Raw genomic sequence first — 15,408 nt, 5'->3', positions numbered from 1 at the left:
AGTGAAATGAAATGTCGTTTGTCGCGTCCGTGCGCCCTGCGTCGCTACGCTATACGCACCTCCCGTCAGAGGTCAGCGTGGCGAGACAGCCATGCCTATCAAGTGCGAACATTGCGCCCCCTTCCTGCAAGCGAGGGCAAGCCGTCGGCACTCATGGCCGCTTGAAATTTCCGATACATGTCCAGCCACTCGGCGCGGAATTGCCAAACGACGAGCGGCAAGATGGCAAGCCAGATAAAGCCGAAAGGAACCGGGAGCTCCGGCCCGAATATCAAGGTTGCGATGGACATGGCCACCGCAGTGACCACGAACGCATAAAGCCTTGCACGCGGAAAGGGGCGCCACACGTGGGCGGACGCCTCGGTCCTGGCCACGAAAAACACCAGGAACGCCAGCGCATTGGCAATCACCGCACCGGAAGCGCCACGTGTCGGTACCAGCCACGTGCTTATCCCGACATTGACGATCAACGCGGACAAGGTCGCCCACAGGGAAAACATGGACCTGCGCGAAATGCCGATACCCACGCAGGTGACTTCGGACAAGGTGTAGAGCAGTGGCTGGCCGATGCAGCACAACATGAAGTATTTCACCTGCACGTAGCGAGCAGGCAGGATGAGGTCGGCCACCCAGGAAAAGGTCCCGCACAACACCCACAGCACGCACACCACGGCCAATGCCTGCTGGGCGACGTGATCCACCCGGCGCATATCCACGCCATGAGCCACCCACTTGTAGACCAGCGGCGCCCACAGCACGGTAAAAATGGTTTGGAAGACCACACCCACGCCGGCGAAGCTCACCGAGACCGAGTAGACCGCAAGTTCCGACAGCGTGGACATCGAGCGCAATACCAGGCTGCTGGTCGCATCGAGCCCCCAATACGCGACGCCGGCAAATATCAGCGGCACACCGTAGCTGAGCAGCCCGCGGACTTTCGTCCGCGACACGCTGGCAGACAACGCCGGACTCCAATCACGCCGGGTGTTCCACGTATACAGGGTAAGGACCGACAGCAGCGACATGAGATAGGCGATTTCCAACTCCGCAAACGTCTTGGAAAACAGGGGCGATGCCAACACGACCAAGGTCAGCAAAAGCACGATCTTCGGCATCACCTGGCTCATGGAAAAAGCCATGCCGCGATCCTGCATGCGCAAAATGAGTGACAGGAATCGCGAAATGAAATTCGCTATCACGCACGCGATGAGAATCCAGTAGTAGGCGACGTGCCCGAGGCCGAACAACCACATCGAGATGCGATCGTCGTAAGGAAGCGAGGCTCCAATGACCAGCAGGAGCACTGCAAATCCCGGCGCAAAGCAAGACTTCAGCAATGCGCCTCGATCAGTCCATTCGTGATACTCGCGAACGTAAGCCTGATCCAGACCGAGGTTGAATAGTAGTACGCCGAACGACACGGATATCTGAACGATATTCAGACGACCAACATCCGCGGGCGGAAAAATCCACGCAATGACCGGCACCGTCAGCAAACCGAGGCCAGCGGTTGCGATAGGTCCAAAAGCGAATGCCATGATTGTTTTTATATTCACTTTCCTACCTTTCAAAACCTGACGATTTCTCGTTGCCGAATCGTCAGTATTTTTTTTGTCCGTGATGAAATCATCTGGAACCTCGTTGTGTCGTATCCGCTATGCGTCTCCCTAATGGGCGCCGATGGCCATGACGGTCGCGACAAACCCCGAATAATTTCTTTCGGAATCGAAATTTTCCTCGACCATCTTGCGGGCATTCGTGCGCAACACGTCTTTCTCTTCGCCGAATGCCACGGTCTCCACGGCACGAACGATGTCCTGGCTGCTCGGTGATTTGCCAAGCAGCACGCCGCACTGGTTCGACACCAGGTTGGAGATACCGCCGACGTCGGGCGCTACTGCGGGCACGCCTGCGCTCATGGCTTCCATGATGGAAACCGGCACGCCTTCGGATTCGCTCACATTGATGAACACATCGACGGGCGTGCCCGCGTAATACCTTTTCACCGCATCGTTCTCCATCGCACCGAGGAATTCGAAGGAGATATTGCCGATCCCGGAAAGGCGCTCCGCGGCAAGTCGGCTGATGTCTCCCAGCAGCGGGCCGCCGCCGATGTGGGTCCACGTTATCGCGATCTCCTGGTGCCTCAGCGCAAACAGCTGCATGGCCTCGACAATCCGGTCAAGACGCTTAACGGGAAGGCAGAACGACACGGAAACAACGTGCAGCACGCCCGCGCGGCTCGGCTTGGACAACACCCTTGCCAGGGGTACGCCCAACGGACTTACCGCGATGCTTGCGGCCGCGGCGCCGTAGGTTTCCTGCAGATAGTCTCGCGCCGCTCCGGACGTGGTGAACACCCGATCGTAGGTGTGGATAAACTGCCGCTTCAACGGCATGTAGTTGTGCGGCTTGCGTACTTCGTGAAGATCGATGCCGTGTATGCGTGAAATGACTTTGCGGATGCCGCCGGCCTGCTTGACCAGCAAAGCGGCGTAGGACTGGGTGTCGTTCCAGTAGCAATACGCCACGTCGATCTCGCCATGGCGCCGTATATACCGACGCAGGCTCCTGGCCTGGGCGATGACCTTGGAGGTATGCAGCAGCGCGCGCGCCACCGTATACCCGCTCCACTTGCCCGCCCTGCGCAAATAATTCCATTCGCGCCACAACGTGCCGGAAAACAAGGCCAGCCACATCGCGAAAAGCCGCGCCGGCAGCGTGCCGTTGGCCATGCACAGGTCGACCGATACGGCATTGGGCACGGGTCGCGCTTCGCCTCTCGCCACGGCCGGAAGCACGGTGACGTGCGCCAACGGGTCCCTGCCCCAATACTCGATCTCATCCTCGATGAATTGCTCACCGGGATGATAGGGATAGGCATTGGTGAGCAAGGCGATTCTCATGGAGTCGATCCCATTCGTTCCAGGCGGTACCTACCTGCGTGATCGGGCAACCGGTAGAACGGTACGGGCACGTGTTTCCTCACCGGATCAGTTCGCGGATAACTCGGCCATCGTGTTCGAAGCCAGCGCTTCAACGATGAAATCCTGTGTCTTCGTGTCGAGATAGGGAGACATGGGCAGGCTCATCACCTGTTGCGCCGCCTCGTCGGTCCTGGGCAGGTGATAGACGCTGCCGTCCACCAGCGCGGGCTGCCGGTTGAGCGGAAGCGGATAGTGCACGGCGGTTGGCACCCCTTGCTCCAGCAGGCGTGCACGCAAGGCGTCGCGATGGGTTACACGCACCGTGTACTGCGCCCAGGCACTGATGTTGTGGCGCTCAATCACGGGCAAGGTAAGGTCCAACGGCTCAAGCAGTTGGTCGTATCGATCCGCCACCTGGCGCCGCTGCGTCATCTCCTCGTCGAGGATCTCCAGCTTTGGCAGCAGGATGGCAGCCTGCAGGGTATCCAGCCGGCTGTTCACACCGATGCGCGAGTGGTGGTACCTGCGATCCTGTCCGTGCCGGGCGATCAGTCGCGCCGCTTTGGCGAGATCCAGGTCGCGGGTAAAGATCGCGCCGCCGTCGCCGTAGCAGCCCAGCGGCTTGCTGGGGAAGAAGCTCGTGCATGCCATGGTGCTCAGGTTGCAGCTCTTGCGCCCGTGATAGCTGGCGCCAAAGCTCTGCGCGGCATCCTCGATGACCGGAATACCGTGCTTCTCGGCAATGGCATTGACGCGGTCGAAGTTGGCGCATTGGCCGTACAGCGACACCACGATGATCGCCTTGGTGCGTGGCGTCAGCACCGCGGAAATCAGATCGGCGTCGAGGTTATAGGTCTGCGGATCGATATCCACATACACCGGCTTGGCACCGAGCACAGCGACCGACTCGGCCGTGGAGATGTGACTGAAACCGGTGGTGACCACCTCGTCGCCAACACCGACACCCAGTGACATCAGGGCGATCTGCAAGGCATCCGTGCCGTTGGCCACCGAAATGCAGTGATGCGCCCCCGTGTAGGCCGCCAGTTTTTCCTCCAGTTCCGATACTTCGGGACCGAGGATGTACTGGCCGTGCGCCAGCACGCGGGCGATGCCGGCGTCGATGCGTTCTTTCAGACGGATTTGTTGTGCTTTGAGGTCAATGAAATCGATCACGTGCGTGGCTCCTCTCTAGACAGAGTGCGACCTTTCAATACGTAGCGAACCCCCGTGTGGGGACAGATGCCTTCGGCATCGCCTTCCAGCGGTAGGTTCAGCTGTTCGCCGAATTCGCTCATCCAGCCGATCTGCCGCGCCGGTACGCCCACCATCAGCGCGTATGCCGGCACATCCCGGGTGATGACGGCACCCGCACCGACAAAGGCGAACTCGCCGATGGTGACGCCGCAGACGATGGTGCAGTTGGCGCCCAGGGTGGCGCCTCGACGGACCAGCGTGTCGCGGTACTCGCTCTTTCGGTCGATCAGCGAGCGCGGCGAATAGACATTGGTGAACACCATGCTTGGGCCGCAGAAAACGGCCTCCTCGAGTGTCACGTTGTCGTACACCGAGACGTTGTTCTGGATCTTGCAGCGGTCGCCGATCACCACCTTGTTGCCGACAAACACGTTCTGCCCAAGCGAAACCTCCTTGCCGATATGCGCGCCGCCGCACACGTGCACGAAGTGCCATATACGCGAGCCGGCGCCAATCTTTGCGCCGTCGTCCACGATGGCAGATGGATGCTGGTAGTAGTCCATTTTGCTCATTTTTTTCTCAGGAATGGGTGACCGTTGTCCGTCGCGGGAACTACCTTGCTCGTGCGAATGGCTGCTACGGTCTCGATGGCCGTGCGGTTCTCTTCCAGGCTGAAGCCACGTCCAGCCAGGATTTCCTCGTAGCTGCGATTGTGCAGCTCGGTAAATCCGCCGGAAAACTCAATCTCCTCGCCATCCACCGTAATCGACCGGTACGTACGCTGACCGCTTTCACGTTGCGCCAGCGGCACATCTTCCACGTCCACCGACAGGAACCAGCGCACGCGCGCATTCTCGTATTCCAGATAACCTGCCGACTTCGTGTCGTCGTACAAGTGCACCACGTTGCTTTGCAGATCGCCGAAAATGAAATGCAGCATATCGAAGAAATGCACACCGATATTGGTGGCGATGCCGCCTGACTTTTTCGAGTCGCCTTTCCAGCTCTGCAGATACCAGTGGCCACGCGAGGTGATGTAGGCGAGATTCACCTCGTGCTTCTTGCCGTTCTGCTTGGCCTGCACCTTTTCGCGCAAGGCGATGATGGCAGGGTGAAGGCGCAGTTGCAGAATGGAATTGACCTTCTTGCCGGTTTCTCGCTCGATCTCTTGCAAACCGTCGATATTCCAGGGATTGAGCACCAGCGGCTTTTCGCAGATGGCGTTCGCCCCGGAGCGCAGCGCGAACCGTACGTGGGAATCGTGCAGGTAGTTGGGCGAACAAATGGAGACGTAATCGATCTTGCCCTCCGACTCGGCCCGCCTGCGCAGGTCCACGTGCCGGTCGAAACGCTCGAATTCGGTAAAAAAATCGGCATCCGGAAAGTGGCTATCGATGATACCTACGGAGTCGTTCGGGTCCAGGGCAGCCACCAGCCGGTTGCCGGTGGCCTTGATCGCTTGCATGTGGCGCGGCGCGATATACCCCGCGGCACCGATAAGCGCAAAGTTCTTGCTGGCAGACATGAAACCGCTCCCAATTGCGTGTAATCCCCCATCTCACCGGACTTGCGAATGGCGCCACGGCCGGATTGGCCGTACGCGCTCCCTCCCCAACCTGCCGTCCGCGTTGAGGCGGTGCGGCAAGCTGAGGAATCCAGTTTGACTTCGGGGTGACGAGCTGTTCCGCGGTCGCGGATGATCGTCAAAAGCTGACCCTGTTTTTGTTGTAGTTCACTTGTCGATCTCATGAAGCTGCCGCGTCGACAGCGTAGTAGGCATATGAGTAATAGCCTGTGCTTCGCTTCTCCACGGCGTTGAAGATGGCACCCTTGATCACGACTCCGTTTTGCTCGAATCGCTGTTTGGCCAGGTCGAGCTCACGGGGCTGGTTGACGCCGAAGCGTGCCACCAGCAAACCGGTTCCCGAATGATTGCCGATGATGGCCGCGTCGGTGACGGCAAGAATCGGCGGTGTGTCGATGATGATGAGGTCGTACATCGGCTTGAGCTGGTCGAGCAGCGCGGAGAACCGCACATTCATCAGCAGCTCGGAAGGATTGGGTGGAATCCTGCCTCGGCCGATGAAGAACAGGTTGTTGCTCAACGGCGCCACCGGCCGTATCGCATCCTTCAATTCGGCCTGGCCGGAAATCAACTCCGAAAGCCCGATGTCGGCGCGACCGCCCACTACCGAGTGCAGAGTGCCCATGCGCAGATCGCCGTCGATCAGCAACACCTTCTGGCCGCTTTGCGCGACAACGGCGGCAAGGTTGGCGGAAACGAAGGTCTTGCCGGTGTCCGGGCTTGCACCCGTGATCATCAGCACGTTGTTTTTTGCTTCCATCCGCGCGAAGTGCAGACTCGTTCGCAAGCTTCGCAGCGCTTCGGCAGCCAGATCGGCGGGAGCATCGGTAACGAGCAGGTGCTGGCGCGTATCGCCTCGCCCTCGCCTACCCTCAAGCGCGATTTCGCGCGTACTGATCGGAATGGTCGCGTAAACCGGCAACCCGAGATTCTCGATGATGGAAGGATCTTCGATACCGCGATTGAGGATCTGCCGCACGAACACGTACAGCATGGATACGACGCCGCCGAGTACGGCACCGGCCAGCACCACGATGAGGGTCTTCGGCCATGCCGGATCGGTGACGTCCACCGCCGCGTTATCGACGATGCGCACGTTTCCGACCGTACCTGCGCGGGCGATATCCAGCTGCTGCGCCTGATTCAACAGGTTTTGATAGGTCTGGTTGCTGACCTGCACGTCACTGTTGAGCTTCAGCAGCGTTTTCTGGGTATCCGGCAAGGTGCCGATTTGCTTGTCGATCGAGGCCTTTTTCGACTCCAGTTCCCCGATCTGTTTCATCAATGCGCGGTACTGCGGATGCTCCGGCGTAAATTGGCGCTGGATATCCGCTTGTTGCAGGCGCAACTGCTCCAGGTTGGTCTGAATCGACACGTTCTGATTCAACAGCGCCTGCGTCTGCAAGTTGACGTCGACGGAATGCGCCTTGTTCTGGAAGGCGTTGAGTGCTTCGGTAGCCTTTTCCAACTCCATCCGCACATTGGGCAACTGCTCGCGGACAAATTTCAGACTGTTGGTGGCTTCCGCGGAGTTCCGGTCCACGTCCTGCCGCACATAAAGCTCGCCAACCTGTTCGAGTACGTCGGCGGCTACTTTCGGGTCCGCGTTGTTGTAGGTCATGCGCAGGATGCCGGAATCCTTGCCCTGCTCCTTCACGTCGATCTTTTTCTGCAGGCTGTTGATCACGGTCAGGTCGCGATGGCGGAAGACTTTGAAACGCGTACCCGGATTGGCATCCAGCGTCTTAACCTGCATGGTGATGCCATGACCGGTGGACGATTGCCCTGCCCGCCCGATAACCAGCACGTTGTGATCGCTATCCTGCAGCACGTAGATGCCGCCTTCACCGGCCGTCAGTTGCAAGGGCTTGTCGAGCAGACTGTCCGGCACGTCCAGCTGGAAGATATCGAGCTTGGAGCCGCCCCAGTCGTATCCGGCCAGGCCCCAGGGAGCCGAGGAAACCTTGCCCGGATTTCTCGCGGCGTAATGGCGCGCGATGAGGTTGCCGATCACCGGAAAGCGATCCGGACTGGATTCGATGGTGAGGTTGAGCTTGTTCACCGCCGCGCCGATGACCATGCGCGAGGTGATCAGATCCGACTCGGTCATCGCCACCGGATTTTCGGCACTCAGTGTCTGGGTGAGCGCGCTCAGTCCCGGCAGATCCGGCACCTTCTGCTCGACCTGCACCATGGCGCTTGCTTGATAGATGGGCGTGGCAAGAATGGAATAGGCCACGGCGATGGCGACGAATACCGCAATGATGATGACGATTCGCCACTTGTGGTCCTTGAGCGTGCCGACCACTTCGCTCAGGTCGATTTCACCGCCACCATCACGCTGTAAAGGAATTTGAGTATTGAACATGCGAGCAATCATTCCGTCACTAGAAGGATAAGGGTCACAAATAAGCCGCCCAGCTTTCGACTCCGCCCACGATCATTTCGTGGACGTGCTCGAACGACGAGCGTGACCGACCATAGGGATCCGGAACATCGCGGTCTCCCAGCCACTTGTCCAACAGGAAGACCTTTCCGCGTGCTTCGGGTGCAAGCTGCACCATCGCGTCGACGTGCTTCTTTTCCATGCCCAGCACGAGGTCTGCCTGAAGCAGCATGGGAGAGGTGAGCTGATGGGCGCGATGCGGCGTGCCGTCAACGCCGTCTTCATTCAACAGTTGAAGAACGGTGTCGTTCATCGGGCTGCCGACGAGGGCGACGATGCCAGCGCTGCGCAACTGAATGTCGCGTTCGCCGATGCGCTCTCGAAAGAGGTACTCCGCCGCGGGACTGCGGCAGATATTTCCCATGCAGACGATCAGGATCCGTTTGAACACGGTGCTGGCACACTCCCGGACGTAGGCCGATTGACGCCATGAAACGGCGCCGGTGAATGAAGCCCCCTGTCCGATCCGGAAATCGCATGCCTGGATGGATTCCTGAATCGCACGACTAACGATGCTTGGCTAGACAATCTCCACGAAGCTTGAGGATGGTTTCCGCACGAGCACTGATGCGTACATCGACTTTATTGCGGCTTGCGCTTTGGCGTCCCTTGAGCAGGTGCGATGCACGTCGTCCAAAACAGGTGCGAAAGCCAGAGCGATATATCCAAGACCTTTTCAATCATTGCATGATCGAATTGTCTGGTAGTGAACCGGAGTGAAATGATTTGCCCTCTGACACCACGCGGCAACATCATTCATTTCAACGTGACAGCGAAGCGACACGCTACGCATTTTTGGCATACTTCAAGCTAGCTTCCGCAAGTTTCCGGCCAGCCGTGCACGCGCAATCTCGACGGAATCACAAACGCGCAACTGCAAGCAATTGCGATTTACGATGGATTTACGTTCATCAAAATCTCATGGGAAAACTTAACTGAACGCCGATCACTCGACGGTCACGGATTTGGCGAGATTGCGCGGTTGATCCACGTCGGTACCGCGCAGCACGGCGACGTGATACGCCAACAGTTGTAGCGGCACGGTGAAGACTGCCGGCGCAATAAAGTCCCCTCCTGCATCGATGCGAAGAACGCTGCCATTGGCGGCATTTCCTTCGATGTGTGCGGCCTTGTCCGCGAAGACGATCAATTCCCCGCCTCTGGCGCGTACTTCCTGAAGATTGGACTTGAGCTTGTCCAGCAAAGGCCCGTTTGGCGCGACGGCAACGACGGGCATGTCCTCGTCGACGAGCGCCAGCGGACCATGCTTGAGCTCGCCCGCTGGATAGGCTTCGGCGTGGATGTATGAAATCTCTTTGAGCTTGAGCGAACCTTCGAGCGCGACGGGATAGTGCATGCCACGCCCCAGGAACAGCGCGTGATGACGATGAATGAAACGTTCGGCAAGCTGCACGATCTGGGGCTCGATGGTCAAAGCCCGCTCGATCGCGCGTGGGAGGTGCTGCAACTGCTCGCACAGCTCCTGGTAGCGTTGCGGATCCAGCCCGCGCCGCTTGGCCAGATGCAGCGCCAGCAATGCCAGCGCCGCCAGCTGCGTCGTAAAGGCTTTGGTGGAGGCCACGCCGATTTCCGGTCCCGCCCGCGTCATCAGCTTCAGGTCTGCTTCGCGCACCACGGACGACTCAGGCACGTTGCAGATGGCCAGCGTGCCGAGATAGCCCCGACGACGCGACTCGCGCATGGCGGCGAGCGTATCGGCGGTCTCGCCGGACTGGGAGATGGCTACGAGCAGCGAGCCCTGCGGCACCACGGCTTCGCGATAGCGATATTCGCTGGCCACTTCGACATTAACCGGCAGCCTGGCGTACTCTTCGATCCAGTATTTGGCGACCAACCCGGCGTGATAGCTGGTGCCGCAGGCAATGATGTGCAGGCCCTGCACCTTGGTCAGCAGCTCCTCGCCATCCACACCAAAAATATTGGGCAGCACGCCGTTGGGTCCAACGCGCGCCTCGAGCGTCTCGGCGACGGCGCGCGGCTGCTCGAATATTTCCTTCTGCATGTAGTGGCGGTATTCGCCGCGTTCTACCGCATCGGCCGAGATTTCGCTTTCGTGGATCGGGCGATCGACCGTCGTGCCATCGAGGGAAAAAATCTGCGCACCGCCGCGACTTATCTCGACGACATCGCCGTCTTCCAGGTAGATGATCCGGTTGGTGACCTGCACCAGCGCCTGCGCATCCGAACCCAGGAAATGTTCTCCGATGCCGACGCCGACCAGCAACGGCGCACCACGGCGCGCACCCACCACGCGCCCGGGCTCATCGTTGCTGATGACCGCAATGGCATACGCTCCTTCCAGTTCCTTAGCAGTGGCGATCACCGCCTCGCGCAAACTCATGCCCTTCGATAGATGCGCATCGACCAGTGCCGCCATCACCTCCGTATCGGTCTCGGAACTGAAGACATAGCCTTGCTTCTGCAATGCCGAGCGCAAAGCCGCGTGATTTTCGATGATGCCGTTGTGCACCAGGGCGATGCGCCCGACCACGTGGGGATGCGCATTGGCTTCATTGGGCACGCCGTGAGTAGCCCAGCGCGTATGCGCTATGCCGATACTTCCTGGAAACGGGTCCGCAAGATAAAGCGACTCCATCTCGCGCACTTTGCCCGTGGCGCGCACCCGGCGCAGCTGCCCGCCTTGCAGCACGGCGAGACCGGCCGAGTCGTATCCACGATATTCGAGGGCTTTCAAGCCTGCGATCAACAGAGGGGCCGCATCTCGTTGAGCTGCAGCGGCGACGATTCCACACATGGGCAGTCACTCCGGTCAGTGCGCAATGCAAGCCGGACACCTCGATGGAACCGGCAGCTTTGCCAGTCTTCCGCTTCGACAAATGCACGCCTTGGCGGTTGACCGTCAAAAATTTTTCTTGTTGTGTGCAAGGGCAGGCCGATGACACAAGCCCGACGAAGCGGGAAATTTCTACTCCTCGCAGCCGTCTATCGCAAGACAAATCGGCCATCAACGCAGTCGCGCGTCAGGTATCGTTCTGCTTGGTGAAGAGCCTTCGTTTTTGATGACCGATATCTGAACTCGTTCATATATCCGCGCGTGCAACGTGATAGTGGCGAGTTCAACGCGACAAGCTGCATCAGGCATGCATCGCTCAACAGAGCAAACATCAACAAACAAAAGACTCCATCCAAGATGGCACCCACGACAACAACTCGACTTCCGAGTCGATCAAGATATTCCAAGACCACCCACCGTCATCCCAGCGAAGGCCCACTACTGTCCGGCCCGCCTTTTGCGAACCGACGAACATGCAAAGCCCGTCATGGGCTTGCGTTCGTCAGGTGGCAGGAAGACTCGCAAAGCAACCCGATTTACGCGGCGTACTCCCTCCCCCCTCCGGGGAGAGGGAGCGTACTTTTCTGTCCTTCCAGCGTGCGCAAAGATCATGCCGGACAGCAGTGAGCTAAGGCTGGGATGACGAGCAAAATAACGCGAAAGACTAGAAAGGTAGCCCGATACATATCGTGCAACACCATTACTTCGCATTTTCATCATTAGAAATTTCTTTGCGCATCTTGCGAATGCGCCCATACGCCACCTCCGCACTGCTCTGCCCCATTTCCATTAATAAGGAAGCAGCCCACAACGCTTTGGCGAGGTCGTCGGGGTTGATGTCCACATCCTGGCTCAGCAAATCGGCAAGGCTCTGCGTAATCCCACGCGCACCTTCAAGCAAAAGGCTGGCGTCGTCCACGATTTTCAGGGGATGGCAAACGGGAGCACAGTAGTAACTGGCGTTGAGGGTGATCCAGGCACCTTGGGCGCGCTTCTTCATAGGTGACTCCTTGCGGTGATCGATGCATGCGTTGCCGGTTGCAGGAATAGATGGCTGTTTTTTGGCAACAGCAAGCCGGGCGCATCGGAGTGCGTCAAATGATTCATGGGTTTCTCCACGCGTTTAGATCACGCCGTACATTGCGTACGGCGTGAAGGGCTTGCAGGAAAAATCCTGCACGACTAGTCGGAATAGGCTGACCGGATCAGTCGGACGCCCTGACGGCCCGACATCGCATCAGCCTTACGGTGGTGAAGAAATACGAGAGGGGTGCTCGGGAGCGAGGACGCGCGTTGGCGCGTGACGTATCATCGGGCGTAGCCATGATTAACTCCTTTTAAGTTAATGGTGGTTAGCGGGTCGTATGGGTTGCCTCCCATGCGATCCGCGCTCTTCACTGCTAGTCGGGCGATGGGTTGCCATCTGCGAGGCCTCGCCCGACGATTCCATTCTCTTATGAATCAACCTTTGGCCGCTGTCAGGAGAAGCTGATAAAGCGCTACGGGTTAGCCGTGAATGGGAGAGGCGATTCATAACGGCCTGGTTGGGTGCGACACCCTCACTAAATCGAATAAATGGAAATGACTGAACAAACGACCTTTCAGGTATCGAGTTCCGGCTTGAAGCCCGAGCTGATGACGATCGCGATGTGTACCGTGCTGCCAGTGGTGATCACATTCATTGCCCTGCTCCTGGCGACCGGGCATTCAAACGGGAAGCTTCTCCTTGGGATATTTTTGGCCACCCTCCCCATCACCGCTGCGATGCTGTATCAGGTGCGTTCCGTTTCCATATCCCTCAAGTCCAGGCAATTGACGATAGGGGGCGGCGCCTACAAGGTTACGGTTCCCGTGAATACCATCGACCTCAATGCCATCACGAGCGATCTGCCTCGGGGCATCATGGTCCTTCGGGCTAACGGCATCGGAATGCCGGGATTTAGGCTCGGCTGGTTCAGGTCAGCCAATGGTCGGAAGGTATTTGCGTTGTCCACCGGCAGCGACTTGCTCTACCTGCCGACGAGCGGACCCTACGATGTTGTATTGAGCACGCCACAAAAAGCAGAGCTTGTGTCTCAATTGAGGGGTGAATAGCGGCTTTTGCTTTCTTCGATTGCGCCGCTCACAGCTTTTACTTGCCAAGCGCTCTCCCCCACACGCCTCGCCCATACAGGCAAGGCATGCCGTTGACGTTTCCTTCACAAAACTCCAGCCAAACGTCAAGTCGCCTTCATCTCGAAATCGACATTTAGCTGGTAAATTTCACTGATCCGGCAGATGGTCTGCCGGCCTCAAAGGGGAAGCCCCATGTCACGCAACTACGGAGTTCGGAAGGCTCTGCTCGCCGGTTTCGTTGCCCTCGGTTTGACATCCACTGCCTTCGCGCAAACTTCGACGTCTGCGACGGGGTTGGGTCAGGCTTGGCCGAACGCGGCAGACCAGAGCGCCAGCCCGAACTGGCACGTCTATGTGTTCTATCTCAACGGAGTGAAATACATCCAGATCAACGATCTGAATGGCACGGTGCATGCCGCTGTCGGTGCCGTTGGAGGTGCGACATTCGTCCTACCGGTGGGTGTCGATTCGCAGAACGTGCAGACTGCGGCAACGAGCGCGTCGTCTGCTGCGCAGCCGGTCTACAGCGATGCCGCCACGACCGTTACAGCCACGCCACAAACCAACGGAGCGACAACCTTCAGTGTCGCGCAAGCTTCGTGTCCCGACGTTTTGGATTGCTCGGCTGTCGCCAGGTCAGCTCAGTAATTCAGCTCACCCACAGTCGCAGGGGTTCGGAATTTTTGTGCTTCTGCACCCCTAGCGACTGGCTGTGCAGCAGCGCCGAGACCACGACACGGCGCGCATCCGACCGGACGTGCAGCATGCCATCGAAGGTGCGTGCATGTGCCCGCATTTCCTTGACACTGCTCAGGTTCGCGCCCAGCTTCGCAGCCAGCTCGCGCCTGTTCTGGCCGAAGTAGATACCCTTTGCCACATCGTTGGCATCGAGATACCCCTCGACACGAACCACTACCCAGCGACGCCCACTCGTCTCGCCGGCACGCACGACCAGCTTCACGCTTGAACAGGTGATGTCGGATGTGACGTAGACGATGCCCTCGCAAGCGGTCCGGTAGATGGCGGTGTGGACCGCTGCCTCCAGAAACATGAAGCCCCGCCCGTCGATCTCGCATTGATACTGCAAGCCTGCTTCATCCAGCGCTCGCGCGAGTGTTTCGTTCAGCGCCGCGGGCAGGCCGCGGTCGCGCCATGCTGCCGGGTGAAGACTCTCGGCCAGCAGATAAACCTGCTCGTGCGCTTTGACCGCCTGTTTGTAGAAGGCGTGCGACTCGATGTTGGGCACAATCCGGCGCATGTGCTCAAGCGTCTGGGCATTCGCAACGTGCATGGAGCCGGCGACGAATTCCAGACGTTCGGCTGCACGCCGCATCCGGCGCTCCGTCGTCATCAGGTGCTGCCGAGCCATGTCGTGAACTTCTTCCGCCGCCGCGCGATCATGCTCATCACGGATCTTCTGGGCAGAGACCTTGGCGCCCAGCACATAGAGGCCGCTGACGGCTACGCACAGACCGGCAATCGTTTCGAGTGCGGCAGGCGTGGGCATACCCAAGGGGTGCAGCAGACTATCGCAGATCAACACCGCGGTGCCGGCCAAGGCCGCGGCACGCCAGCCATGCTTGGCCGTCAACCAGGCGGCGGGGACGATCATGCCCAGCTCGATCAGTTGGGTCGGCGCGTCGTGGAGCTTCGCTGCAAGCAGCGTCAGTCCCGCAATGACGGGCACAGCGATCCCCATCGCATCAACCAGGAGCTTGTTCGTCCAGAGTCGCTTGAATTGCGCCGTTACGCGCCCCTTCCTGTAGTCGAGGCGCGCGATCAGAGCCCAAGGCACGAGCGTCAGCAAGCCGCCAAAATTACCGGTCAAGTAAACGCCCATGACTTGCGGTCGAGCTGCGTAGAGAGCGGCGGGAACGTGGATCGACGAAAACATCAAGACATAGGCGTAGGTGCTGAGGGCGATGGATACCATCAGCACGCATGTCAGCAACGCCTTGACGTTCACCAGGTGCCGGGTCGGGAACACGTTGAGCTGGCTGCGGCATAGCCACACGATCGGCATGCTCACCAGCATTTCCGGGATGCAGCGAATGGCGACCCACGCTGGCCCAAAGTCGGCCAGACACTTGAAGGCCAAAAAGGCATTGGGGATGGCTTCGCCGATCAGCAGCGCTGCCCAATAGCGATAAGGGAGCAGCAAAAGGCAAATGAGCTGAAGGCCGACATAGAGATGCCAATGGCTCTGTGCGACGTTGAGTGCGTGAATGGCCAGGAACGCCGATCCGTAACCTACACAAACCCCGATTTGCGCAAGTAAGGCCCTACCCCACTGCCCCTTCCCCATGCTCCGTGCCCCTTTCCC

The 15,408-nt window shown here is 59.0% G+C and carries 12 protein-coding genes; 2 read left to right on the top strand and 10 right to left on the bottom strand.

Annotated elements, in window-relative coordinates; genetic code table 11:
- Positions 1–98: 98 nt before the first annotated feature.
- The 9 genes from ISS99_RS15945 to ISS99_RS15905 form a co-directional block, all read right to left on the bottom strand.
- Positions 99–1,538 (bottom strand): oligosaccharide flippase family protein, encoded by a 1,440-nt coding sequence (locus tag ISS99_RS15945; RefSeq protein ID WP_239537948.1) that lies wholly within the window; start codon positions 1,536–1,538, stop codon positions 99–101.
- A gap of 129 nt (positions 1,539–1,667) precedes the next feature.
- Positions 1,668–2,906, bottom strand: coding sequence for a glycosyltransferase (locus ISS99_RS15940; RefSeq protein ID WP_204632558.1), 1,239 nt, complete (start codon positions 2,904–2,906; stop codon positions 1,668–1,670).
- Between the two features lie 87 nt (positions 2,907–2,993).
- Positions 2,994–4,103: a DegT/DnrJ/EryC1/StrS family aminotransferase gene (locus ISS99_RS15935; RefSeq protein WP_204632557.1), complete on the bottom strand. Its 1,110-nt coding sequence runs from the start codon at positions 4,101–4,103 to the stop codon at positions 2,994–2,996.
- Positions 4,100–4,687: a UDP-2-acetamido-3-amino-2,3-dideoxy-D-glucuronate N-acetyltransferase gene (gene wbpD, locus ISS99_RS15930; protein ID WP_204632556.1), complete on the bottom strand. Its 588-nt coding sequence runs from the start codon at positions 4,685–4,687 to the stop codon at positions 4,100–4,102. The genes ISS99_RS15935 and wbpD overlap by 4 nt, the downstream gene beginning before the upstream one ends.
- A gap of 5 nt (positions 4,688–4,692) precedes the next feature.
- On the bottom strand, positions 4,693–5,649 hold the full coding sequence (locus ISS99_RS15925) for a Gfo/Idh/MocA family protein (protein ID WP_204632555.1): 957 nt from the start codon (positions 5,647–5,649) through the stop codon (positions 4,693–4,695).
- A 220-nt stretch (positions 5,650–5,869) separates the two neighbouring features.
- Positions 5,870–8,077, bottom strand: coding sequence for a polysaccharide biosynthesis tyrosine autokinase (locus tag ISS99_RS15920; protein WP_204632554.1), 2,208 nt, complete (start codon positions 8,075–8,077; stop codon positions 5,870–5,872).
- Positions 8,078–8,111: 34 nt separating this feature from the next.
- Entirely contained in the window at positions 8,112–8,546 is a 435-nt protein-coding gene (locus tag ISS99_RS15915; RefSeq protein ID WP_204632553.1) for a low molecular weight protein-tyrosine-phosphatase, read from the bottom strand.
- A 555-nt stretch (positions 8,547–9,101) separates the two neighbouring features.
- The gene (glmS, locus tag ISS99_RS15910) at positions 9,102–10,931 is read right to left on the bottom strand and encodes a glutamine--fructose-6-phosphate transaminase (isomerizing) (RefSeq protein ID WP_204632552.1); all 1,830 of its coding nucleotides are present in this window, start codon (positions 10,929–10,931) and stop codon (positions 9,102–9,104) included.
- 739 nt (positions 10,932–11,670) lie between these two features.
- On the bottom strand, positions 11,671–11,970 hold the full coding sequence (locus ISS99_RS15905) for a hypothetical protein (RefSeq protein ID WP_204632551.1): 300 nt from the start codon (positions 11,968–11,970) through the stop codon (positions 11,671–11,673).
- 581 nt (positions 11,971–12,551) lie between these two features.
- Here ISS99_RS15905 and ISS99_RS15900 point away from each other — a divergent pair.
- Positions 12,552–13,064 carry a PH domain-containing protein gene (locus ISS99_RS15900; RefSeq protein ID WP_204632550.1) on the top strand — a complete coding sequence of 171 codons (513 nt, stop codon included), beginning with the start codon at positions 12,552–12,554 and terminating at the stop codon, positions 13,062–13,064.
- A 213-nt stretch (positions 13,065–13,277) separates the two neighbouring features.
- Positions 13,278–13,733 carry a hypothetical protein gene (locus tag ISS99_RS15895; RefSeq protein WP_204632549.1) on the top strand — a complete coding sequence of 152 codons (456 nt, stop codon included), beginning with the start codon at positions 13,278–13,280 and terminating at the stop codon, positions 13,731–13,733.
- Between the two features lies 1 nt (position 13,734).
- Here ISS99_RS15895 and ISS99_RS15890 read toward each other — a convergent pair whose 3' ends face one another.
- Entirely contained in the window at positions 13,735–15,246 is a 1,512-nt protein-coding gene (locus tag ISS99_RS15890) for a hypothetical protein (RefSeq protein WP_204632548.1), read from the bottom strand.
- Between the last annotated feature and the right edge of the window lie 162 nt (positions 15,247–15,408).

The organism is Dyella mobilis (genome assembly GCF_016904945.1).
Lineage (GTDB): Bacteria > Pseudomonadota > Gammaproteobacteria > Xanthomonadales > Rhodanobacteraceae > Dyella_B > Dyella_B mobilis.
Note: the sequence above shows the minus strand (reverse complement) of the source record. Positions and strands in the feature narration are given on the sequence as shown.